The following is a 22,544-nucleotide window of genomic DNA, read 5'->3' as shown; positions in this document are numbered from 1 at the left end:
GAAGTACTCCAGGCGGGGAGGGGCGGTTTCAGGAGGCGAAGAGCCGGACGGTCCAGGCGGCGTGCTGTTCACCGGTGATGTCCAGCAGCGGCGAGGACGCGGACGGCAGGACGTCGATGCCCTCGGCCGTGACGCGGTCCGCCGCCTGTGCGGCAGCTGTGGCGACGGCGTCAGTGTCGGAGCTGAGGCGGGCCAGCAGCCCTGAGGCGTCAAGCGGGTCGAGGCTCAGCAGGCGCACTGCCGCGGTGGCCGGGCCGCCGATGTTTTCGTACGCGGAGGCGTAGGCGGCGTCCAGCGGGGGGAGCCCGGCGGCCCGGGCAGCAAGGCCCAGCACGATGGGCTGGTGGGCGCCCTGGGGACGCGCGGCGGCCAGCAGTTCCAGGTCTTCGGACGGGAAGGTGGCACGGGCCGCACGCATCATCTGCCGGCCGAGCCGACGGGCGACGGCACGCAGTGCTGGAACGGGGGTGCGTGCGTCAGCGGCGTCGTCCAGCAGCAGCGGATCGACGCCGACGGCGGCCGCGGCCGCCAGCCCCGCCGCCGTCAGGCCGGCGGTGTGCAGACGTCCGCGACAGAACGCCTCCAGGCTGTGCTTGTCGTGTACGGATCCATAGGCGACGGCGGCTTCGACGCCGCCGGAGTGGGCATGCCCGCCGGCGGGAAAGCGGCCGTCGGCCAGGAGGAGCAGGGCTGCGCGGCTCATGGGTGAGCGGCTGACCTTTCGCAGGGTCGGATGGTGAGCGGTGGCCCGGGCGGGCACATCGAGCCCGCCCGGGGCCGTACGGCGGGTCCGGCGGCCGTTCAGAAGAGGAAGTACCGTTGTGCCAGGGGGACTTCGGTGACGTAGGAGCGGGGCACGGTCGCCCCGTTGAGTTCGGTGCGGGCGTCACTCGTCGTCGCACCGCCGATGGTGACCTCGAAGCTGTTGTGGTCGACTTCGAGGCTGTCGGGAACTGTGTCGTTCAGTTTCATGTCGGCCTTCGTGACGTGCCGGGTGCTGGTGATGTCCACGAAGTCCTTGTCGAGACCGAGACCCGGATTACTGCTGGTGCCGTCTCCGTTGAGGTTGCCGGCAACGCCAGGGGCCACGAAGTTGACCGAGTTGCGTCCCGGGGAGCGGCCGGTGGAGCCCCAGACCGGGCGCGGCAGGTAGGGCTGTGGCGTGGTGATCGACGCGTTGGCGTCGCCGACCTGGGCGTAGGCGAGTTGGCCGCCCTTGAGGAGCATGTGCGGTTTGACGCCGAAGAACTTCGGCTCCCACAGCACCAGGTCGGCGAGCCTCCCGGTCTGAACGGAGCCGGTGTGGCGGTCGATGCCGTGTGTGATCGCGGGGTTGATCGTGTACTTGGCGACGTACCGGCGGGCGCGGAAGTTGTCGTTGGGCTGGAGCTGCTGGTCGTTGAAGGAATGGTTTGTGTCATCGGTGATCGTGCGGACCTTCGCGGCTTCGAGGTCCTCCTTCAGGGCCCCGTAGCGGCACTTCATGACGTGCGCGGTCTGCCAGGTACGCATGATCATTTCGCCGATGCGGCCCATCGCCTGGGCGTCGGAGGACATCATCGAGATGGCGCCCATGTCGTGGAGGAGGTCCTCCGCGGCCATGGTGGACGGCCGGATCCGGGAGTCGGCGAAGGCCCTGTCGGCCGGGATCTCCGGGTTGAGGTGATGGCACACGATCATCATGTCGACGTGCTCCTTGACGGTGTTGACCGTCAGGGGACGCGTCGGGTTGGTCGAGGCCGGTAGGACGTTCGGATCCTTGACCAGCTCGATCATGTCGGGCGCGTGACCGCCGCCGGCGCCCTCGACATGGAAGACGTGGAGGGAGCGTGCCTTCTTCGCCGAGAACTTCCCGTCTGCGTTCCTTGCGTCGCCGGTGAAGGCTGCCCGTGTGCTCTCCAGGAACCCCGACTCGTTCAGCGAGTCGGCATGCAGAGCGAGCTGGACACCGCGCTCTTCACAGACGTCCAGGGCCCGGTCGATCACCGCGGGCGTGGCGCCCCAGTCCTCGTGGACCTTGAAGCCACAGACACCGGCGTCCACCTGCGCATTGAGCTCGTGCTTGTTCATCGTGCTGCCCTTGCCGAGCAGGCCGATGTTGACCGGGAACTCGTCCAGCGCCTCGAAGAGCCGGGTGATGTGCCACGCGCCCGGGGTCACGGTGGTCGCCGTGCTGCCCTCGGCGGGGCCGGTACCGCCGCCGATGAGAGTGGTCACGCCGGAGGCCAGGGCCTCGTGGATCTCCTCGGGACAGATGAAGTGAACGTGGGTGTCCACCCCGCCCGCGGTGAGGATCCGCCCGTTGCCCGAGATGACCTCGGTGCTCGGCCCGATCACGAAGTTTGTCGGCGTCACCGGCGGGGCTTCCTTCGTGGGCCCGCGATCCGGCATCTCGAAGCTCGAGATGTTGTCCATCGTCTCGGGGTTGTACGCCTTGCCGATGGCCGCGATCCTGCCGTCGCGGATGCCGATGTCGGCCTTGACCACTCCCCACCAGTCGAGGATCAGCGCGCCTGTGATGACGGTGTCCACGGGCGCGTAATCCGTGGCGTCGCCTTTGCTGTTCCGCCCGTCTCTGGCCAGGTGCGACATCCCCATCGATTCGCGGATCACCTTGCCGCCGCCGAAGATCATCTCATTGCCGCTGTACGAGGGACCGCCGCTCCAGTCGGCCTCGATCTCCAACGTGAGGGCGGTGTCGGCAAGCCGGACCCTGTCCCGCGTGGTCGGCCCGTACAGCGCGGTGTAGTCCGCCCGCGTCAGCTCATTACTCGGCTTCGGCCGGCTCTTCCCGGGCTTCGGCGCCCGACCCCGGTCTCGTTCCTGCGGATTGCTCATCGGACGATCCCCTCGCGCAGTCCCTGGATCTTGGTGAGGTCGCTGATGTCGCTGCCGCCGGCCGTGACCTCACCCTGGATCTGCACCAGTTCCACGCAGCACTCGTCGCCCGGTTCGAAACGCACGGACGTGCCTGCGGCGATGTTGAGCCGCCGGCCCTGCGCCGCATCGCAGTTCCACAGACTGCGGTCCTGGGGAACTGTCCGACCGGCGGGGACCTCGACGCTGACGACCTTGAGCCCCGGGTTGACCTCGGCGAAGTGATAGTGGGAGCCGACCTGGATGGGACGGTCCGACTCGTTCCTCACCTTGATCTTCGTCTTGCCCGGCCCCGGCAAGGTGGTGGCGTCCGTCTGCAGGCTGACGCCCTGCGTGGCCCCGTCGAGGTGGACGTTGAAGCAGATCGCGTCGTACCGGCAGGCAATCTCGTCGTCCTCGTCGGAGCGTACGGACGAGTTGCCACTGTCGTCGCAGTCGACCGGGGAGCCAGGCTTGCGGGGCGGCTGGGGGTGCTCGACCTTGCCCGGGTAGACCTCGGGCACCTCCGTGGCCTCCGGGATGGGGTCGTGGATGGTGACCAGCTTGGTGCCGTCCGGGAAGGTCGCCTCCACCTGGACGTTCTTGATCATCTCCGGGACGCCGTCCATCACGTCGTCACGGGTGAGCACCCGTCGGCCCGAGTCCATGATGTCGCTGACCGTCTTACCGTCGCGCGCCGCCTCGAAGACGTGAACGGTCAAGAGGGCCATCGTCTCGGGGTAGTTCAAACGCAGCCCCCGGTCGCGGCGCTTGCCGGCCACATCGGCCGCGACGTGGATCAGCAAGCGCTCCCGCTCATGCGGAGTCAAGTGCACGGTGACTCGTCTCTGTTGGTCGGATCTTGCGTGCGGCCGGGCCTCCCAAAGGTCACGGACAACGCTCCCCCGGGATGGCAACGGGCGCTCTCCGAGCATCAGCGGAGAAGAACGACGAGATGGTCAAACGGCGATTGATCTACACCATCTGGTGAATCAGCGAATACCCCGACATCCCGCCGGGCAGAGGCAGCCCTGCCAGGACTCGAAGCCGGCTCGACATCACGTTCAGCGCGCCGCCTGGAACGTCCGCCGGTACGTCTGCGGCGAGACGCCGATCGCGGCGTGCAGGTGTTGGCGCAGTGAGGCTCCGGTCGCGAAGCCGACGTGGGCGGCGATCTGGTCGACGGACAGGTCGCTGGCTTCCAGCAGATGCCGGGCCCTGGCGACACGTTGCTGGATCAGCCAGCGGCCAGGGCTGACGCCGACCTCGTCGTGGAAGCGGCGGGCGAAGGTGCGCAGGCTCATCCGGGCGTGGGCGGCGAGGCCGGCCAACGTGAGCGGCTCGTCGAGGTGTTCCAGGGCCCAGGCCCGGGTGGCGGAGGTGCTCGCGGCGCCGGCCTCCGGGACCGGCTGCTCGATGTACTGCGCCTGGCCGCCGTCCCGGAACGGCGGGACCACGCAGCGGCGGGCGACCGTGTTGGCCAGTTCGCTGCCGTGGTCCTTGCGCACGAGATGCAGGCAGACGTCGACGCCGGAGGCGGCCCCGGCCGAGGTGAGGATCCGGTCGTCGTCCACGAACAGCACGTCCGGGTCGAGCGCGAGATGCGGGAACATCCGCCGGAAGGTGTCGGCGAGGTGCCAGTGCGTGGTCGCCGTCCGGCCGTCGAGCAGTCCGGCCGCGGCCAGCACGAACGCGCCGGTGCAGATGGAGACGATGCGCGCCTCCGGCCGGATCAGCGCGAGTGCGGCCGCCACCTCGTCGGGGAGTTCCGCGGTGACGAGGGACGGTGAGACCGGCGCGACGATCACGGTGTCGGCCGTGGCCAGCACCTCGGGACCGTGCTCCACGGTGATCGAGAAGTCCGCGTTGGTGCGGACCGGGCGCCCGTCCACGGTGCAGGTGAACACGGAGTACCGGCCGTCCGCCGCGCCGAGGATCCGGCTGGGGATGCCGAGTTCGAAGGGATAGACGCCGTCGAGGGCCAGGACCACGACCCGCTCCACTTGTCGCATGGCACGATCCTATCGAATGGTGGCCATCATGCCATTGTCCCGAGGGGCGGCCCCCGGCAGGCTGGACGACCATGAGCGATGTGAACACCATGCGAGCCATCAGCCAGGACGTCCTCGGCGGTCCCGAGGTCCTCAAGGAAGTGCAGATCGAGCGGCCCGTGCCGCGGACCAACGAAGTACTGATCCGGGTGCGCGCCGCCGGAGTCAACCCGACCGACTGGAAGCACCGCGCCACCGGCGCTTTCCTGGGCGAGCCGCCCTTCGTCCTCGGCTGGGACGTCTCAGGCACCGTCGAGGCCGTGGGGATCGGCGTCGCCCGATTCCAGCCCGGCGACGAGGTCTTCGGCATGCTGTCGTACCCGTTCGGCCACGGCTCGCACGCCGAGTACGTCGCCGCCCCGGCGCGCTGGTTCGCCCACAAGCCGGCCTCGCTCGACCACACGCAGGCGGGCGCGCTCCCCCTGGTGTCGCTGACCGCCTGGCAGGCGCTCGTCGAGTACGCGGACGTGCGGCCCGGGCAGCGGGTGCTGATCCACGCGGCGGCCGGCGGGGTCGGGCACGTGGCCGTGCAGATCGCCAAGGCGCGGGGCGCGTATGTGATCGGCACGGCGAGCGCGGGCAAGCACGAGTTCCTGCGCGAGATCGGCGTGGACGAGGCGGTCGACTACCGGGAGACGGACTTCGCCGAGGCCGTGAAGGACGTGGACGTCGTCCTGGACACGATCGGCGGCGACACCTCGACGCGCTCGCTGCGCGTGCTGCACCCGGGCGGGATCGTCGTGTCGATCCTGCCAGTGGGTTCGGACGACTTCCACGAGGAGGCCGAGCGGCTCGGTGTCCGGTCGCTGCGGATGCTCGTGGACGCCTCGTACAGCGGCCTTACGGCGATCACGGAGCTGGTGGAGGCGGGGAAGCTGCGCCCCGCGATCGCCGGCACCTTCCCGCTGGCCGATGCCGCCGAGGCACACAGGCTCGGCGGCACCGGCCGGACCACGGGAAAGCTGGTCCTGCTGGTCGACTGACGTCGCTCAGAACGTGAGCACGGGCTTGATCGTCTTGCCCGCCCTCATGTCGCGCACCGCCTGGTCGATGTCGGCGAACGGGTACGTGCTGATCAGGCGGTGCAGCGGGAGGCGGCCCTCCTTCACCATGCGGACCAGGGCCGGGATGAGGGTCTGCGTCTCGCTGTCGCCGAGGGTGAGACCGACGATCTGCTTGCCGCCGAGCAGCCCGTTCACGTCCAGGGACACCTCCGTGCCGAACGGCGGGGCGCCGACGACGACCAGGGTGCCGCGGGCGGCGAGCGCGTCGACGCCCTGGCGCAGTACTGCGACGCTGCCGGTGGTCTCGACGATGCCGTCGGCGCCCTGGCCGCCCGTGAGCGACGCGATCGCCTCGCCGAGGTCGGCCTCACCGGCGTCGACGGTGTGGGTGGCGCCCAACTCCTTGGCGAGGGACAGCCGTTCGCCGACCTTGTCGACCGCGATGATCGTGGTGGCCGGAGTCAGCGCGGCGGCCATCACCGCGGACAGGCCGACGGCTCCCGCGCCGAGGACGACGACCGTGCTGCCGGTGACCGGCTTCAGGACGTTCCAGACGGCCCCCACTCCGGTCTGCACCCCGCAGCCCAGGGGTGCGATGGAGTCCAGCGGTACGTCCGCGTCGACCTTGACGAGGCTGCGCTCGTCCGCCAGGGCCCGCTCGGCGAACGAGGACTGGCCGAAGAAGTGGCCGCCGAGCGGTTCGCCGCCCCGGCTGACGGTGCTGCTGCCGTCCGCCCGCCGGCCCCCGATGAGGTTCAGCGGCAGCCAGGTCGCGCAGTACGCGGGGTGCCCGCCCCGGCAGTTGCGGCAGCCGCCGCACGAGGTGAAGGACAGCAGGACGTGGTCACCGGGGGCGACCCCGGTGACGGCGGAACCGACGGCCTCGACGACCCCGGCCCCCTCGTGTCCCAGAACTCCCGGGAGCGGGAAGGGCAGTCCGCCGCTCGCGACGCCGAGGTCGGTGTGGCACAGGCCGGTCGCCACCATGCGCACGAGCGCCTCGTGCGGGCCGGGCTCGTCGAGGACCACGTCGGAGAGGGTGAAGGGTGCGCCGCCGGACTCGACGACCGCGGCGCGGGTGGTGATGGACATCGCAGGAACTCCTTGAGGGCGGTGCTCAGTCGAGCGAGACGACGACGGACTTGACCTTGGTGTAGGCGGTGAGCGCCTCGGGGCCGTACTCGCGACCGAACCCGGAGTCCTTGACACCGCCGAAGGGGACCGCGGGGTCGAGCATCGCCCAGTCGTTGACCCAGACGATGCCGGCCTGGAGCCGGTCGGCGACGCGGTGCGCGCGGGCGAGGTTGCCGGTCTGGATGCCCGAGGCCAGGCCGTACGGCGTGGAGTTGGCGAGCTCGACGGCCTCGTCCTCGGAGTCGAAGGGCTGCACGGTGAGGACCGGGCCGAACACCTCCTCCTGGACGACGCGGGAGTCGTTCGGCAGGTCGGCGATCACGGTGGGCTTGTAGTAGTAGCCACCGTCCAGGTCGAGCCGCTCGCCGCCGCAGACGATGCGGCCGCCCTCCTTGCGGGCCAGGTCGACGTACTCCTCGACCTTCGCCAGGTGCTTCGGCCCCGCCATCGGTCCGACGACCGTCTCGGGATCGCGGGGGTCGCCCACCGGGACGCCGGGGACGGCCTGGGCGAGGATGCCCAGCAGGGTGTTGTGGACGGAGCGGGCCACCAGCAGGCGTGGGCCGCCCATGCAGAACTGTCCGGTGTTGAAGACGAAGGCCTTGATGACCGCGCCGACGGCCTTCTCCAGGTCGGCGTCCTCGAAGACGATGTGGGCCGCGTTGCCGCCGAGCTCCATGGTGACCGGCTTGAGGGCCTCGCCCGCCGCGCTCGCCACGTGCCGGCCGACGGTCGTGGAGCCCGTGAAGGCGACCTTGTCCACGCCGGGGTGGCGCAGCAGTGCCTCGCCGGCCACCGGGCCGCTGCCGGTCACGACGTTGACCACGCCGTCCGGGATGCCCGCCTCCTGGAGCAGCTTGGCCATGTACAGGGCGCTGAGCGGGGTCTCGTCGGCCGGCTTGTGGACCACCGTGTTGCCGGCCGCGAGAGCCGGGCCGAGCTTCGAACCGGCCAGGATCAGCGGGAAGTTGAAGGGCGTGATGGCCGCGACCACGCCGAGCGGCTCGCGCCGGGTGTAGGCGAGGGCGTTCATGGGTGTGTCGCGGTTGGCGCCGTGCAGGGAGTGGGCGAGGGCCGCGTAGTGCTCGTAGTCGTTGGCCGCGTTGGTGATGTCGACCGCGTGGCACAGGGTGATCGGCTTGCCGACGTCGAGGCTCTCCAGCCGGGCGAGTTCGTCGGCGTTCTCGCGGATCAGCTCGGCGACGCGGTGCAGGATCCGGCCCCGCTCACGGCCGCTCAGTCCGGACCAGGAGCCGTCGTCGAAGGCCTCCCGGGCGGCGCGCACGGCGGCGTCCACATCGGCGGCGCCCGCCTCCGCGACGGTGGTGACGACCGTGCCCCGGGACGGGTCGACCACCTCGGTGCGCGCTCCGTCGGCGGCATCGCGCCACTGTCCCCCGATGAACAGCCGCCCGGGTTCGATCTCGAAGGTGGTCATCGCCACTCCTCAGCTCCATTGCCAAGATTTCAACCAACAGGATTCCTGTTGGTGAGTCGTTTGGTTCGCAGTCTCTTTACAGACAGGTTTCCTGTCAATGCTCTAGGCTCGATCTCATGGTCGGCACCCAGGCAACCAAGGCACCCCCGTCCCTGCTGTACATGGTCAAGCAGGTGGAGCTCGTCGTGCGCTCACACCTGGACGAGCTCGTCAAGCCGTCCGGTATCACCGCTCTCCAGTACACCGCGCTCACCGTCCTGGAGCGACACGACGGACTGTCGGCGGCACAGCTGGCCCGTGACTCGTTCGTCACCGCCCAGTCCATCGCCGACCTGGTCCGCTCCCTGGAGAACCGCGGCCTGATCCGGCGGGAGCGCAATCCGCGCAATCGGCGCGAGCTGCTGATCCTGCTGACCGACGCCGCCCGGGAGCTGCTCGAGCGGCATGCCGGGCCGGTGCGGGAGCTGGAGGAGCGGATGGTGCGCGATCTCACGGCACACCAGACCGAGCAGTTCCGGCAGGCGCTCACCCGGGCCTGGCAGGCCCTGTCGTAACGCTTGGGGGCGACACGAAGACATATGTCAATCGAACTTGCGCAGATTCGCTCGATCGGGGGTAACTTGCTGGGCGGGAAAAGGAATTGCCGCCCAGGGAACCGGTTGGAGGCGACGTCGTCGTGCCGCAGGAACCCGCACCTGTCACCCGGTATCTGCGTATCCGGCAGGACCGCGGCTTCACGGTGCTCGAGTTTCGCGGCGAGATCGACATCGCGGCGTCCGTGGAGATCATCCCGCTCCTCGACCGGGCGACCACCGGATCAGGCCCCCGGGTCGTGCTCGATCTCAGCGGGGTCGAGTTCTTCGACTGCTCCGGGCTGCGCCTCCTCTATCGGGCCAGGAGCAGGGTGCACGACCGCGACGGACAGCTCCACCTCGTCTGCACGCACCCGCTCACGCTGCGCGTCCTCCGGGTCACCGGACTGGCCCGGCTTCTGCCTCCGGCCCCGACGCTGGACGCGGCCCTGAGCCAGCCCGAGGCCACGTCCGGTCAGGTCTGACGGGGCAGGTCAGCTCTGCTGCCGTCCCTGACTATTCGCTCCGCGGCGCGTCGAACAGGGCGCTGACCGACTCGCCGTTGTGGATGCGGCGCACGGCCTCGGCGAGGGCGGGGGCGATGGACAGGATGCGCAGCTTGTCCGTGTGCTCTTCGGCGGGGACCGGCACGGTGTTGGTGCACACGATCTCGTCCACGTCGGGCTGCTCGCTGAGCCGCTTGAGCGCACCGGCCGCGAACAGGCCGTGCGTACAGGCGACCTTGATCGACCGCGGCCCCAACTCCCGCAGCCGGTCGAGGAGTTCGAGCACGGTGCTGCCCTTGGCGATCTCGTCGTCCAGCACGATGACATCGCGCCCGGCGACATCGCCGATGACGGTGCTGATGCTGACCCGGTCGTCCGCGTACCGCTGTTTGGCGCCGGCCGCGACCCCGGCGCCGATCAGCCGGGCGAAGGCCGCCGCCTCCTTGGCGTTGCCGAGGTCCGGTGAGACGACGGTGGTGCGGGTCAGGTCGTACTGCCGGAAGTGCGCGGCCAGCTCGCGCAGTGCGTGGAGATGGTCGACGGGCACCGAGAAGAAGCCGTGGACCTGCGGCGAGTGCAGCGTCATGGCGAGGACCCGGCTGGCGCCGGCGGCGACCATCAGGTCCGCGACCAGCCGTCCGCCCATGGAGATGCGGGGCGCGTCCTTCTTGTCGGAGCGGGCGTAGGCGTAGTGCGGCATGACGACGGTGATCCGGCGGGCGGACGCGCCGCGGGCCGCGTCGCACATCATCAGCAGCTCGACCAGGTGCTCCTGGACGGGGGTGACCAGCGGCTGGACGAGAAATACGTCCCGCTCTCGGCAGTTGGCCTGGAGCTGCACCTCCAGACAGTCGTTGGCGAAACGGCTGACCCGGATCGGGTTGAGCGGCACGCCGAGATGCCGGCAGACCTCCGCCGCCAGTTCGGGGTGGGCGCTACCGCTGAACACGGCGATGTCTCGCACGTCCGCTCCTCGCATGATCATTCCGGGCTGCCGCCCTCATGCTACTGACCACGGAAAAGCGGCTGCGGACCGCATCCAGGACCGCGAACTGCGCCTTGGGTACCGCGTACGCCGGTGCGCGCCTGCGTCAACTGTCCTGTTTGCCCAACAACCCTGTCTGACACGGATTTTGAGGGGCATCCGGTCAGGGAGGAAGGGAGGACCGTCGCCATGACGACTTCCATCAAGCGCTTACCCAGGCGCATGCCCGGCTGGGCGAAGCTGGTGACCGCCGTCGTACTGGTGCTCGCCGTGATGTTCGCCGGGATCCGGCTGAGTCTGCTCCCGGGCCTGAAGGACTTCTTCGGTACGGAGACCCACGACCGCTCGGGTCCCGCACTGCTGGAGTCCATTCAGGACATCAGCCGTTACGACGCCGCCTCCGGCAACTTCCAGGTCGTCGTGGACCTGGAGAAGGACGCCAAGTACCTTCCCGACGCGATCCGCGGCACCCGCACGCTGTACGTCGGCGCGGGCACCGTGGACGCCTACGTCGACCTCGGACAGGTCGGCAAGCAGGACGTGACGGTCAACGAGGACCGTACGTCCGCCACGCTCCGGCTGCCGCACGCGGCACTGGGCGAACCGGCCCTCGACCCCGAGCGCTCCTACGCCGTGTCCAAGCAGCGCGGTCTGCTGGACCGGCTCGGCGACCTCTTCTCCGACAACCCGAACAGCGAACAGGCCGTGCAGAAACTCGCGTCACGGCACATCGGCGACGCCGCCAAGAGCAGCGAGCTGACCAAGCGCGCCGAGGCCAACACCACCGGCATGCTCGAAGGCCTGCTGCACTCCCTAGGCTTCAAGGAGGTGGAGGTCTCGTACGGGCCGGGGCCGAAGAACGGTGCCTGATCAGGCGAGGATCCCCGGCAGGGCGAGTGCGGCGAGCAGCGCGGCGCCCACCAGCATCCATGCCACGTAGTCGCCGACGTGCCCGGACTGCAGTCGCCGCAGCGGCAGTGCCCACTCCGGTGCGGCGAGCAGCCCGGGACGGGTGACGGCGACGGCCGCGAGACCCGCCGCCAGCAGCGTCGAGAGGAGACCGAGCAGCACACCCACCGGGGTCCAGTGCACGGAGACATGCGCACCGCCGGACCCGGCCTCGTTCACCGCGTGCGCCACGACGTCACCGAATCCGGGGGCCACGCCGACGGTCAGTGCTCCGGCGAGCAGCAGCGCGGGCACGGCCGTCATCGTGTCGGGGATCCGGCTCAGCCGCTGCCCGGTCTCCGGTTCCTCGCCGGAGCCGGTCGTCTCGTACCCGGCGTGCTCCTCGGGATGAGGGCCGAGCCCGAGGAACACACGCGCGCCGACCCGCAGCACCGCTCCCGCGGTCAGGGCGGTCGCCACGACATAGAGCACGGTCAGCGGGCCGCCCACGGCCTCCTCCGTGACGGCCTTGCCGAACGCCGTACCGAACGGCGGCAGCCCGGCGAGGGCCACGGCCCCGGTCGCGAACAGCACGGCGACGCCCCGCAGTTGCCGGGCCCGTCCGTGCAGGGCGTGTTCGTCGACGCTGCCGTAGCGGTCGAGCAGGATGCCCGCGCAGGCGAACAGCGACGCCTTCACCCCGGCGTGGCCGAGCATGTACAGCGCGACCCCGTCATCGGCCTTGGGCGTCAGGACGCCGATGCCGATGAGGAACAGCCCCATGTGGGCGACGGTCGAGTAGGCGAGCAGCCGCTTGATGTGCCGCTGGTACCAGCACATGACGGCGCCGATCACGGCCGTCACCGCCCCCAGCGTCACGAGGACCTGCTCCAGGTCGGCCGCGGGAACCCCGCCGGGCCCGGCGAAGACCGTGCCGTACACCCGCCAGACGCCGTACGCGCCGAGCTCCACCATGACGCCGGACAGCAGCATGCACACCGGCGTGGGCGCGACGGCGTGCGCGTCCGGGAGCCAGAAATGGAAGGGCACGGCGGCTGCCTTCACCAGCAGACCGGTCAGCACGAGGACGAACGCGGCGAGCACCAGCGCGTCGGGCCCGCCCTGCGCGTCGATCCCCCGGCCGATCTGCGTCATGGCCAGCTCGCCGGTACGGCCGTACAGCAGCGCGATGCCCATCAGCATCGCGTACGCGCCGAGCGAGGTGACGACCGCGAAGGTCAGCGCGCCCTGCACGGCCTTCGCCTCCTCGACCCGGTGCCCGGTCAGCGCGTACGCGACCACGCTCATCAGCTCGAAGAACACGAACGCGTTGAACAGGTCGCCCGCGATCGCGAAGCCGCACATGCCCGCCTGGAACAGCAGCATCAGGCCGGGGAACGACCCGGCGTGGCGGCGCGGCGGTTCGTCGAAGTAGTGCCAGGAGTACGCCAGGGCCGCGAGCGTCAGCAGCGAGGCGAGCGCCGCCATCCCGAGCCCGGGCCCGTCACCGGTCAGCACGATGCCGACGCTCACCCCGCCCTTCGGCCGCCAGCCGCCGACCCATTCGACGTGCGGGGGCGAGGAGTTGAGGAGCAGCACGATCGCGAGGCCCGCCGTGCCCGCCGACACGGCGCAGCCCACGGACTCGGCGGCGACCCGGGGCAGCCGGCGTCCGCCCGCGACCAGCAGGGCGGCGCCGAGGACGGGGACGGCGACGAGCAGCGGCAGCAGGTCGTTCATCAGCCGCGCAGCTCGGAGAGCTCGTCGGGGTCGACGGTGCCGTGCCGTTTGGAGATCTGCACGACGAGCGCGAGCAGCAGCGCGGTGACGGTCGCGCCGACCACGACGTCGGTCAGGGCCAGCGCCTGGACGACGGGGTCGACGACCGGCCGTGAACCGGGCTGTACGTCGGAGAAGACGGGGGCGGTGGCGTCGTCGCGGTAGCCGACGGCCAGCAGCAGGACGTAGGTGGCGGCCTGGCACACGGTCAGACAGCCGACGGCGTGGATCAGATTGCGGCTGGTCGCCAGGCCGTAGCAGCCGGCCAGGAAGACCCACATGGCGACCAGGTAGGGCAGTACGTCCATCATGTCCCGCTCTCCTCCTCGATCTCGACGGCCTGGTCCAGGAAACGGGCGAGCAGGACGACGACCGCGCAGGCCACCTCCATGCCGATGGCCGCGTTCAGCAAGGGGACGGTGCCGCCGGAGGACAGCGTGTTGAACGTGCCGTACGGCAGCGTGTTCGCCAGGAAAGCGGTGCCGCCGATCAGGACCGCGAGGCCGGTGACGACGAACGCGGAGACGGCGAGCGCGTCGCCGACCTCGTACAGGCCGACCGGCCGGACGCGTTCCAGGGCGCGGTAGTCGGCGCCCAGGTAGAGCAGGTGCAGGGCGGTCGCGGCGACGACGCCGCCCTGGAAGCCGCCGCCGGGGGTGAGCTGCCCGTGGGCGATGACGTACAGGCCGGTGAGCAGGGCGACGGGCAGCACCACGAGGGCGTAGCGGCGTACGGAGATGGCGACTTCGGCGGGTTCGGGGCGGGCCCGGTGCTCGTCGCGGGTCTGGCGCAGCAGCACGACGCAGCCCAGGACGGCGGCGAACAGGATGCTCATCTCGCCGAGGGTGTCGAAGGCGCGCTGGTCGAAGTTGACGGACGACACGGTGTTGGCGGCGTTCCGGGCGAGGGCCTCGCGCACGGCACGGTCGCCGTAGGGGTGCCGGTCGCCGCCGAAGCGGGGCAGGTCCAGACAGGCGGCGACCAGCAGGACGGCGAGTCCGGCGCCGGCCGCGAGGACGAGCCACAGTCGGGTGCGGGGGCTCATCGGTCGCGTCCCTTGGGCCGTTTGACCTTGCGGACGGTGAGCAGCAGCAACAGCGGGGTGAGCGCGGATCCGACGGCGAGCTGCGACAGGGCCACGTCGGGTGCCTGGAGCACGGTGAACAGGACGGCGAGGACGACGCCGAGGACGGCCAGCACGAGGGCCTGGCGCACCGGGTCGCGGACGGCGACCGCGAGGGTCGCGGTCGCGGCGACCAGCAGCAGGGCGATGACGATGACCGCGTCAGCCACGGCGGGCTCCACCGAATCCGCCGGAGAGCGCGTGGGACGCGACGACGTTCCCGCCGATCAGCAGCGCGCCGGTGACCAGCAGCTTGACCATGGCCCGACTCGGTCCCACGGCCACGCACAGCACCAGCACGACCACCGCGCCGACGCCCGCCGCCACCCACGTCACGCCCCAGGCGCCCGGCGGATCAGCTGTCAGCTCGGCGGCGAGCAGCCGGGCGAAGACCAGCGTGCCGACGGGGCCGAGCAGGGCGAGGACCAGGGCGACATCGACGTAGGACGGGCGGTCGTAGGCCTGGGACAGCAGGAGCAGGGCCGGGCAGGCGAACGCGGTGGCCAGGTTCTGTGCCACGACCGCGCGCCGCAGCGGTCCGGTGGCGACGCCCCAGAGGGTGGCTCCGACGCCGCCCGCGAGGACGACGGCCGCCGCCGGCATCCAGCCGTTCACCGTCCGGCCACCGCCCTGCGCGCCGCCCGCGCGGCGAGGGCCGCCACCGCCGCGGCGCCCGCGCCGACCGCGGGTTCCAGGGCGTCCACGGTGCTGACGAGGACCAGCCACAGCACGGTGAGCGCCGCCCACCACGCCAGGATCTCGGCGGCGGCGAGAAGTGTCGTACGCCGGTTCATGCGCCACACCTCCCGAGCCTCGGCCTCCGACCGACGCGGCGATACGTCCGGTTACGCCGCTTTCGCGCCATCCAAGCACCGTGTCCGCCGTGCGGTGTGACGGCGCGCGGGTCTCCGCCCGGAGTGCCCCAGCAGCGCGCGGGGAAACCGGGAGCCCGGGATCGCGCGGCGGCATCTTCGGCCGGTTCGCGGGTAACCGCCCTATAACAAGGGGAAGTTGAAGACTGGAGGACCGCATGGCCCGTACAGCCTCACGATCCCGTGCCGGGTTCCGGCTCCGTACAGCCACGTCCGCGTCCGTGGGGGTACCCAAGGGGAAGCGGGCGCCCAAGTCGAAGCGGGAGCCGAAGTCCGAGGAGCCGCCCCCGTCCAAGCGCGACCTCAAGGCGGCCTGGCTTTCCAAGCTCAAGCGGACACCCAAGGCGACCGGGGCGGCCGGGGCGGCGAAGAGCAAGCAGGCTCCAAAAACCCGACAGGCCCCGAAGTCCAAGCCGGCGCCGCAGTCCGCCCGTCGGGAACGACGCGATCCACTTCGCCTCCTCGCGCGGCTGCTGGCGGTGCTGTGCGCGTTCGTGCTCATGGTGGCGTTCGCGGTCGTGCTCGCCCGGCTGACCCTGCAGCCCTCCCCCGCCTCGGAGGCGCTGACCCACACCAACCTGCGGCCGGGCCGCTCCCTCAAGGCCTATCTCGACCAGCCGGAGCTGCGTGACGCCGTGAAGCAGATCGGCGGCAACCTGCTGCTCGGCATCCCGTTCGGCATCCTGGCCCCCGTCGTCGCCCCGCGCACCCGCGGGCCACTGCGCATCCTCCTGCTGACCGCGACCGTGATGCTGCTGGTGGAGCTGGTGCAGGGCGTGATGGTCGAAGGGCGCGCCTTCGACATCGACGACGTCATCCTCAACACCACGGGCGCGCTGATCGGTTACTTCGTCCTGGGGCGGCGTATGAGCCGGGCCGTGCATGCCAGGGAGCGTCACTCCTAGGGCCCATCGTTTGGATCACTACGAGCGTCAGTTCTGGAGGCAGGATTAGCGCTGTAGCCGAGTAGCAGAAGGTTGCATACATTCACCCGGTGACCTACGACATCATGCTCGTGCGGGTGCAGCCGGGCCTGACGCTTCAGAAGACGCTTGACCACCTCAACGCCGACTTTGATCCCGATGCCGACCTGCCCCTGCTCCGACTTACTCAGACGCAACGGAACGAGTGGGACCGAATCCTGAGACGAGTCTCGCGGGACATTGGTCCCGTCGAGTCTGAGGAGTACCTGTACAGCCTCACCCTTGAGACCGTTGGTCCGCCAGGACGCGTGCAGCTCGACTACTGTGGCGATACAGCCCACATCGAGATCGCCTACCGCCACTCGGGTCCGGCGGCGTTGGAAGTGATGGAGCTGGCCTATCGCATCGCTCGCATCGTCGAGGACGAGAGCGGCTTGACCGGCCACGACTTCGAGGTAAACCAGCCCACCCAAACCGGTGACCCGGTCAAAGCCGCCGCCCGGCTGAGGGGCGTCTCTGAGTGGGCACAGCATCACTTGAGCTAGCGGATCACCCGGTGGACCAGAGGAAGATGCCTGCGACGTGGAGTCCGGCCAGGTAGACGGTCGCGGTCTTCTCGTAGCGGGTGGCGATGCCGCGCCACTGTTTCAAACGGTTGATGCACCGCTCGACGGGTATTGCGCTGCTTGTACGCCTCCCGATCGAAGGCAGGAGGTCTGCTACCGGCCCGTCCGCGTCGTATCCGGTTGGCCCGCTGGTCCACCCGTTCCGGGATCACCGCGCGGATACCGCGCCTGCGCAGATGGTCCCGAATCTCGCGGGAGGAGCACGCCTTGTCAGCCAGGACGATGCCCGGCCTGGTGCGGGGTCGTCCACGGCGGCGGGAACGCGCAAGCGGGCCATCACATCCGTGAAGGCGGGTGCGTCGCCAGCCTGTCCGGCAGTGAGGACGAACATCAGCGGCCGGCACCGACCGTCGGCCGCGAGGTGGATCTTCGTGGTCAGTCCACCGCGGGAGCGACCGACCGCATGGTCGTCCGGCTCGCCAGTCGGAGCCCCCTTTTTTGCGGGCTCCGACCGCGTGCTGGTGAGCGCGCACGATGGTGGAGTCCACCGAGACGGCCCATTCCAGGTCCTCGTTCGCGTCCGCCTGGGCCACCAGGGCGGTGAACACCCGCTCCCAGGTGCCATCGACGGCCCACATCCGCAGCCGGTTGTAGACGCCTCGCCAGTTGCCGTACTTGTCCGGGAGATGCACCCACTGGGTCCCGGTCTGGAACGTGTAGGCGATCACGTCGATCACCTCCCGATGGTCCCGCCAGCGGCCACCCCGCCTCGGTGTCCGGTCTGGGAGCAACGGCTCAACCCGCGCCCACGCCTAGCCGTCGGCGCGGCACCGGAACGGCATGGTGCCGCGCCGGGCACCATTTGGTCTGTACCAAGGTATTGACGCCCTGTTATCTCACTCCTTAAATCAAGAGGCGACACCCTTACCCCCCACCTCGGTCGGCGCACCCGTACGCCGGGACGCCGTACGGAAGGGACAGCCGTGGTCGCCCCACGTTCACTCCGCATCTGCCTCCTCACCGCCCTGTCCGCCGGACTGGTCGCGTCCGCCACCGTCGCCCCCGCCGGGGCGGAGCCCGCCGACGTCCGGGCCGTGACCTTCTCCGACACCTTCGACGGGCCCGCCGACGCGGGTGTCGACTCCTCGAAGTGGCAGCTCGAGACCGGCGACAACGTCAACAACCACGAGCGGCAGTACTACACATCGGGCACCGACAACGCGGCCTTGGACGGCCAGGGCCATCTGGTGATCACGGCCCGCCGTGAGAACCCGGCCAACTACCAGTGCTGGTACGGCACCTGCGAGTACACGTCGGCACGGCTCAACACCGCCGGCAAGTTCACGGCCCAGTACGGGCATGTCGAGGCACGGATCAAGGTGCCGCGCGGGCAGGGCATGTGGCCCGCGTTCTGGATGCTCGGCAACGATCTCGGGCAGGTCGGCTGGCCCGCTTCGGGCGAGATCGACGTCATGGAGAACGTCGGCTTCGAGCCCTCGACCGTGCACGGCACGATCCATGGCCCCGGCTACTCCGGATCGGGCGGCATAGGCGCGGCCTACTCGCTGCCGGGCGGCCAGGCATTCGCCGACGACTTCCACACCTTCGCCGTCGACTGGGCACCCGACTCCATCACCTGGTCGGTGGACGGCAACGTCTACCAGCGGCGCACCCCCGCCGACCTCGGCGGCAACGCCTGGGTCTTCAACAAGCCGTTCTTCCTGATCCTCAACCTCGCGGTCGGCGGCTACTGGCCCGGCGACCCGGACGGCTCCACGGTCTTCCCCCAGCAGTTGGTGGTGGACCACGTCTCGGTGACCACGGGCGACTAGGCGCTCCGCTGGAACTGCCGCGATGGGCCGTCGGTTCGCTGCGGCGCCGTCGTGGCTGGTCGCGCAGTTCCCCGCGCCCCTTCGGGGCGCGGCCGAACCGCAGTCGACTGGCGTCCACCACAGAGTGGTAGCCGTCGATGCGGCCGCGGGCCCGGCCGTAATTCGCTTGCCCTTGCCACGGGTTGGCGCTGCACTGTGGCCGGACATCACGCGTCGTGGTGCCGGTATCCCGGGAGGCAGCAGCGATGGAGATCCGTCCCACGACCGACAAGGATCTCGACGTCTTCGTCGACACCGTCCATTCCGCGTTCGGGCGCTTCCCGGAAACACCGGTCGAGGGCGGCGGGCTGTGGTGGTCGGCGCTCGAGATGGACCGCTGCCTGCTCGCCCTGACAGCGGACGGGCGGCCCGTCGGCACCGCCGCCACGCACGCCTTCGAGCTCACCCTGCCCGGTGAGACCCTCGTACCGGCCCCCGGGGTGACCGCCGTCGGCGTCCTGCCCTCGCACCGGCGCCAGGGCGTACTCAGCGCGATGATGCGGCATCAGCTCGCCGGGCTGCGGGCCGGCGGGGAGTTCCTTTCCGTGCTGCTGGCCTCCGAGGCCCCGATCTACGGGAGGTTCGGCTACGGACCGGCGACCTACACGGCGCGGCTGACGGTGCCGCGTCACAAGGCCGCCTTCGCCGTTCCCCGGGCGCGCGGAGTGGCTCACGCATCGGCGACCGGCTCGGTCGAGGTACTGCGCCGGGCCGAGTGCGGCGAGATTCTGGAAGAGGTCTACGACCGCTATCGCCGCGCCCAGCCCGGCGCACTGTCCCGGCCGCACCGCTGGTGGGCCTTGCGCGCCGGGCAGCCCCCGATCTCGCCGGCGCCGCGTCACATCGCCGTGCACCGGGACGCCGACGGCGTCCCGGACGGGTACGCCAGCTACTCGGTCGAGTCCGGCACCCTGACGGTCGACGAGATCATCACCACCGACGACGCCGTCTTCACGGCCCTGGCCCGCTTCGCGCTCGGTCACGACCTGGTCTCTCAGGTCGTGTTCCAGCACGTCCCGCCCGAGCACCCGCTGCGCCGGCAGTTCGCGGACATCCGCGCCGGCGAGGTGAGCGGCTACATGGACTGGCTCTGGGTGCGGCTGCTGGACGTCCCGCGTGCGCTGACCGCGCGCGGCTGGTCCATGGACGGCGAGCTGGTCCTCGACATCGACGACCCGTTCCTCGGCGAACACGACCGCTACCTGCTGACCGTCCGGGACGGCAAGGCCGACTGCGTCCCGACGGACCGCAAGCCCGACCTGTCCCTGAACATCGGCGACCTGGGCTCCGTCTACCTCGGCGGCACTGCCCCGAGCACGCTCGTGCGTGCCGGACACATCCGGGCCCACCACCCGGGCGCTGCGACCCTCGCTGACGCACTCTTCCGCGCAGAGCGCTCCCCGCACTGCCTGCACTGGTTCTGACGGTTGGATTAATCTTGTTCAGGGGTTCCAGAAGACCGAGGCGAACGCGCGGTCGAAGCGCCGCGCGGACAGGTCCTCGCGCTGGATCACCCAGTGGACGGTGGCGCTCTCCCAGCCCGCCACGTCCATGCCGGCCTGCCAGTCGGCCAGGAGCAGCCAGTCCGAGACGTCATCCGAAACCGGTTCGTCCCACCGGCCCGCTTCCACCGCTTTCACGGCTCTGGTCACGGCGATGGCGACCGGGTCGGTGTAGATGGCCTCCTCATCGGCGTATCCCCCGATCTGCAGCGGCCCCTCGGGGGCGATGTCGTCACGGAGGCTCTTCCAGACCGCGACGAGTTCCTCGGAGCGGGGATGCCCGGGCAGCGGAACGCTCCCCGGGCGGCCGGGGAGTTCGACCGCTTGGTGGTGGGGCAGCGACACATGGGACGTCGCCCGCAGTGGGCCCTGCGGGAACGCCTCGAACATCTCTTCCTCGTCCTCGAAGTCGAGGGAGTTCCAGGCGTGCCGGTCCCGTTCCACCACGGCCGAGCCGGCGGGGACGTACACCACGCTGCCCATGGTCTTGTAATCGTCGGCGGTCTCGGGGAAGGCGAACAGCAGCAGGCGGCCGTCGGGAGGCAGGGGCAGGTCCGTCGCGTCGGCGGGCAGGGCCGCGAGGTCGAGGGAGGCGACGTAGGGGTGGGCGGGGTCCGGGGTATCGGCCGGAAGCAGGAGCGGACCGCCGAAGTGGCCCACGACCGGGCCGTCCCCGTCCGGGGTCAGCGTCACGCAGGGGCGGGCGGTGGCCAGCCATCGCTCCACGTCGCCGGCGGGTATGCCCCGCGCGATCGCCTCGTCATGGAAGGGTCTTAACCGGTCCCGCATCTCTGGAGTCATGGGGAAACCGTAGAGGGAGGCGCTGACACAGGCGTGGCGCAGGGTGCTCCCCACCCGCGGCTACCGCGGCGGGTGCGCACGAGGTCGCGGTGCTAGTGCATCCGCCAGGTGAACTTGTCGCCGCCGACCCAGCGGACCACGTCCGGGTCGTCCAGGTCGTGGACCGTGATGCCCCAGGCGGCGGCTGCCTGGAGCACGTCGGTGACGGTCTTGGCCTCACCGACCACTTCTCCGTCGATCTCCACGATGCGGAACGGCGGCGTGCCCGGCTGTACCCCGAGCACCATGATCCGGGGGTGGGAGATGTAGGGGCTCGCTGCTTCGGTCATGCAATAGAGCGTAGAGCGGATCCGGCCGTCGCGAACCATTTGAGCCGCCCTTGAAGCGGGGCGAAACGACCGGTCGCGTTCCCTGCGGCACTGGGCAACCCTGGAGGAGGAGGTGGCGATGGATCCCGTCGAGGCCCTGGAACGGATCGCCTTCCTGCTGGAGCGGTCCCTTGCGCCGACGTACCGCGTACGCGCCTTCCGCACCGCCGCCGAGGTGCTGTCCGAGCTGTCCGAGGACGAGGTGCGTGCGCGGGCGGACGGCGGGTCGCTGGAGAAGCTCAAGGGGGTCGGCCCGAAGACGGCGCAGGTGGTGCGGGAGGCGCTGGCCGGCGACGTGCCCGGATATCTGCGGAAGCTGGAGGACGAGGCGGGAGGTCCGCAGACCGAGGGCGGTGAACGGCTGCGGGCGCTGCTGCGGGGTGACTGCCATCTTCACTCCGACTGGTCGGACGGCGGCAGTTCAATCAAGGAGATGGGCCGGACCGCGGCAGGGCTCGGGCATGAGTGGGCGGTCCTGACCGATCACTCACCCCGGCTGACCGTGGCTCGTGGCCTGTCCGCCGACCGGTTGCGCGCACAGTTGGACGTGGTCGCGGAGCTGAACGAGCAGTGGGCGCCGTTCCGGCTCCTCACCGGCATCGAGTGCGACATCCTCGAGGACGGCTCGCTGGACCAGGAGCCGGAGCTGCTGGACCGGCTCGACGTCGTGGTGGTGTCGGTGCACTCCAAGCTCCGGATGGACGCCCGCGCGATGACGCGCCGCATGGTGGCCGCCGTACGCAATCCGCTGTCGGACATCCTCGGGCACTGCACGGGACGGCTGGTCATCGGGCGGGGTAGCAGCGACCCGCGGCCGGAGTCGCGGTTCGACGCGGACGAGGTGTTCGCCGCGTGCGCCGAGACGGGTACGGCGCTGGAGATCAACAGTCGTCCGGAGCGGCTCGACCCGCCGCGGCGGCTGCTGCGCCGGGCCGTGGAGGCGGACGTGCTCTTCTCGATCGACACGGACGCGCACGCGCCGGGCCAGCTGGACTGGCAGATCCTCGGCTGCGCGCGGGCCGAGGAGTGCGGGGTGCCCGCGGAACGCGTGGTCACCACCTGGCCGGTGGACGACCTGCTGACCTGGGCCGGGGAGCGTCGGCTGCCCGGGTGACCCAGATCACCGCGGGCGCCGGAACAGCCCAAGGTGGTTCCCCGTTGAACAGACCGTGGGTGCGGATGGGACAGTGTCCCCGGGCCTCACCTTTTGCCCACAGGGACGATCGTTCGGCTGAAGCCCTGTGGAGCCTTTCGCCGAGAGGCGACCGCCATCCGTGCCCACCCTTTGGCCGCCCCGACCGTGAT

24 protein-coding genes and 2 pseudogenes are annotated in these 22,544 nt (G+C 70.4%); 9 read left to right on the top strand and 17 right to left on the bottom strand.

Annotated features, from left to right (window positions below):
- Positions 1–28 precede the first annotated feature (28 nt).
- The 5 genes and pseudogenes from KCH48_RS02515 to KCH48_RS02500 form a co-directional block, all read right to left on the bottom strand.
- The gene (locus tag KCH48_RS02515; protein WP_210569920.1) at positions 29–703 is read right to left on the bottom strand and encodes an urease accessory protein UreF; all 675 of its coding nucleotides are present in this window, start codon (positions 701–703) and stop codon (positions 29–31) included.
- A gap of 98 nt (positions 704–801) precedes the next feature.
- Positions 802–2,838, bottom strand: a complete 2,037-nt coding sequence (gene ureC, locus KCH48_RS02510; RefSeq protein ID WP_210569919.1) for an urease subunit alpha — start codon at positions 2,836–2,838, stop codon at positions 802–804.
- Positions 2,835–3,380, bottom strand: a complete 546-nt coding sequence (locus KCH48_RS43120; RefSeq protein ID WP_307840809.1) for an urease subunit beta — start codon at positions 3,378–3,380, stop codon at positions 2,835–2,837. Before KCH48_RS43120 ends, ureC begins: the two co-directional genes overlap by 4 nt.
- 15 nt (positions 3,381–3,395) lie before the next feature.
- Positions 3,396–3,692: pseudogene (locus KCH48_RS43115) on the bottom strand (urease subunit gamma); the annotation flags it as partial.
- A 228-nt stretch (positions 3,693–3,920) separates the two neighbouring features.
- On the bottom strand, positions 3,921–4,868 hold the full coding sequence (locus tag KCH48_RS02500) for a GlxA family transcriptional regulator (RefSeq protein ID WP_210569918.1): 948 nt from the start codon (positions 4,866–4,868) through the stop codon (positions 3,921–3,923).
- Between the two features lie 71 nt (positions 4,869–4,939).
- Here KCH48_RS02500 and KCH48_RS02495 point away from each other — a divergent pair, with 71 nt between their 5' ends.
- A complete protein-coding gene (locus KCH48_RS02495) occupies positions 4,940–5,890 on the top strand; it encodes an NADP-dependent oxidoreductase (protein ID WP_210569917.1) in 951 nt (316 codons plus the stop codon).
- 6 nt (positions 5,891–5,896) lie between these two features.
- Here KCH48_RS02495 and KCH48_RS02490 read toward each other — a convergent pair whose 3' ends face one another.
- Together KCH48_RS02490 and KCH48_RS02485 are read right to left on the bottom strand one after the other, a co-directional pair.
- Positions 5,897–7,003 (bottom strand): NAD(P)-dependent alcohol dehydrogenase, encoded by a 1,107-nt coding sequence (locus KCH48_RS02490; protein WP_210569915.1) that lies wholly within the window; start codon positions 7,001–7,003, stop codon positions 5,897–5,899.
- A 25-nt stretch (positions 7,004–7,028) separates the two neighbouring features.
- Positions 7,029–8,483: an aldehyde dehydrogenase gene (locus KCH48_RS02485; protein WP_210569914.1), complete on the bottom strand. Its 1,455-nt coding sequence runs from the start codon at positions 8,481–8,483 to the stop codon at positions 7,029–7,031.
- A 116-nt stretch (positions 8,484–8,599) separates the two neighbouring features.
- Between KCH48_RS02485 and KCH48_RS02480 the strand changes: the two genes are divergently transcribed.
- Both KCH48_RS02480 and KCH48_RS02475 read left to right on the top strand, forming a co-directional pair.
- A complete protein-coding gene (locus tag KCH48_RS02480; protein ID WP_210569912.1) occupies positions 8,600–9,037 on the top strand; it encodes a MarR family winged helix-turn-helix transcriptional regulator in 438 nt (145 codons plus the stop codon).
- Positions 9,038–9,159: 122 nt separating this feature from the next.
- On the top strand, positions 9,160–9,540 hold the full coding sequence (locus KCH48_RS02475; protein ID WP_210569910.1) for an anti-sigma factor antagonist: 381 nt from the start codon (positions 9,160–9,162) through the stop codon (positions 9,538–9,540).
- 31 nt (positions 9,541–9,571) lie between these two features.
- Here the strand turns inward: KCH48_RS02475 and KCH48_RS02470 are convergent, their stop codons facing one another.
- A complete protein-coding gene (locus KCH48_RS02470; RefSeq protein ID WP_210569909.1) occupies positions 9,572–10,525 on the bottom strand; it encodes a ribose-phosphate pyrophosphokinase in 954 nt (317 codons plus the stop codon).
- 210 nt (positions 10,526–10,735) lie between these two features.
- Between KCH48_RS02470 and KCH48_RS02465 the strand changes: the two genes are divergently transcribed.
- Positions 10,736–11,416 carry a DUF4230 domain-containing protein gene (locus tag KCH48_RS02465; RefSeq protein ID WP_210569907.1) on the top strand — a complete coding sequence of 227 codons (681 nt, stop codon included), beginning with the start codon at positions 10,736–10,738 and terminating at the stop codon, positions 11,414–11,416.
- On the opposite strand, the gene KCH48_RS02460 is transcribed toward KCH48_RS02465, so the two are convergent.
- From KCH48_RS02460 to KCH48_RS02435, 6 genes are read right to left on the bottom strand one after another with little or no spacing between them, the layout of a single operon-like run.
- The gene (locus KCH48_RS02460; protein WP_210569905.1) at positions 11,417–13,174 is read right to left on the bottom strand and encodes a complex I subunit 5 family protein; all 1,758 of its coding nucleotides are present in this window, start codon (positions 13,172–13,174) and stop codon (positions 11,417–11,419) included.
- On the bottom strand, positions 13,174–13,524 hold the full coding sequence (locus tag KCH48_RS02455; protein ID WP_210569903.1) for a sodium:proton antiporter: 351 nt from the start codon (positions 13,522–13,524) through the stop codon (positions 13,174–13,176). Before KCH48_RS02455 ends, KCH48_RS02460 begins: the two co-directional genes overlap by 1 nt.
- Positions 13,521–14,258, bottom strand: a complete 738-nt coding sequence (locus KCH48_RS02450) for an MnhB domain-containing protein (RefSeq protein ID WP_210569901.1) — start codon at positions 14,256–14,258, stop codon at positions 13,521–13,523. The genes KCH48_RS02455 and KCH48_RS02450 overlap by 4 nt, the downstream gene beginning before the upstream one ends.
- Entirely contained in the window at positions 14,255–14,506 is a 252-nt protein-coding gene (locus KCH48_RS02445) for a hydrogenase subunit MbhD domain-containing protein (RefSeq protein WP_210569899.1), read from the bottom strand. Before KCH48_RS02445 ends, KCH48_RS02450 begins: the two co-directional genes overlap by 4 nt.
- The gene (locus KCH48_RS02440) at positions 14,499–14,951 is read right to left on the bottom strand and encodes a monovalent cation/H+ antiporter complex subunit F (RefSeq protein ID WP_210569898.1); all 453 of its coding nucleotides are present in this window, start codon (positions 14,949–14,951) and stop codon (positions 14,499–14,501) included. The genes KCH48_RS02445 and KCH48_RS02440 overlap by 8 nt, the downstream gene beginning before the upstream one ends.
- Entirely contained in the window at positions 14,948–15,130 is a 183-nt protein-coding gene (locus KCH48_RS02435; RefSeq protein WP_210569896.1) for a hypothetical protein, read from the bottom strand. Before KCH48_RS02435 ends, KCH48_RS02440 begins: the two co-directional genes overlap by 4 nt.
- Before the next feature lie 299 nt (positions 15,131–15,429).
- Here KCH48_RS02435 and KCH48_RS41935 point away from each other — a divergent pair, with 299 nt between their 5' ends.
- Both KCH48_RS41935 and KCH48_RS02425 read left to right on the top strand, forming a co-directional pair.
- On the top strand, positions 15,430–16,113 hold the full coding sequence (locus tag KCH48_RS41935; protein WP_307840778.1) for a VanZ family protein: 684 nt from the start codon (positions 15,430–15,432) through the stop codon (positions 16,111–16,113).
- Positions 16,114–16,202: 89 nt separating this feature from the next.
- Positions 16,203–16,676, top strand: coding sequence for a hypothetical protein (locus KCH48_RS02425; protein WP_210569895.1), 474 nt, complete (start codon positions 16,203–16,205; stop codon positions 16,674–16,676).
- Between the two features lie 4 nt (positions 16,677–16,680).
- Here the strand turns inward: KCH48_RS02425 and KCH48_RS02420 are convergent.
- Positions 16,681–17,488: pseudogene (locus KCH48_RS02420) on the bottom strand (IS5 family transposase).
- Between the two features lie 192 nt (positions 17,489–17,680).
- Between KCH48_RS02420 and KCH48_RS02415 the strand changes: the two are divergent.
- The gene (locus tag KCH48_RS02415; RefSeq protein ID WP_210569894.1) at positions 17,681–18,529 is read left to right on the top strand and encodes a family 16 glycosylhydrolase; all 849 of its coding nucleotides are present in this window, start codon (positions 17,681–17,683) and stop codon (positions 18,527–18,529) included.
- Between the two features lie 245 nt (positions 18,530–18,774).
- Positions 18,775–19,992 carry a GNAT family N-acetyltransferase gene (locus tag KCH48_RS02410; protein WP_210569892.1) on the top strand — a complete coding sequence of 406 codons (1,218 nt, stop codon included), beginning with the start codon at positions 18,775–18,777 and terminating at the stop codon, positions 19,990–19,992.
- 18 nt (positions 19,993–20,010) lie between these two features.
- Here the strand turns inward: KCH48_RS02410 and KCH48_RS02405 are convergent, their stop codons facing one another.
- Together KCH48_RS02405 and KCH48_RS02400 are read right to left on the bottom strand one after the other, a co-directional pair.
- Complete coding sequence (locus KCH48_RS02405; RefSeq protein ID WP_210569889.1) at positions 20,011–20,871, bottom strand: DUF1963 domain-containing protein; 861 nt, start codon at positions 20,869–20,871, stop codon at positions 20,011–20,013.
- 92 nt (positions 20,872–20,963) lie between these two features.
- Positions 20,964–21,200, bottom strand: coding sequence for a hypothetical protein (locus tag KCH48_RS02400; RefSeq protein ID WP_210569888.1), 237 nt, complete (start codon positions 21,198–21,200; stop codon positions 20,964–20,966).
- A gap of 118 nt (positions 21,201–21,318) precedes the next feature.
- Here KCH48_RS02400 and KCH48_RS02395 point away from each other — a divergent pair, with 118 nt between their 5' ends.
- Positions 21,319–22,353, top strand: coding sequence for a PHP domain-containing protein (locus tag KCH48_RS02395; protein WP_210569886.1), 1,035 nt, complete (start codon positions 21,319–21,321; stop codon positions 22,351–22,353).
- Positions 22,354–22,544 lie beyond the last annotated feature (191 nt).

It is taken from the genome of Streptomyces sp. GESEQ-4 (genome assembly GCF_017948455.1).
Lineage (GTDB): Bacteria > Actinomycetota > Actinomycetes > Streptomycetales > Streptomycetaceae > Streptomyces.
The sequence above is the reverse complement of the archived record's forward strand: the minus strand, read 5'-3'. Positions and strand labels throughout refer to the sequence as shown.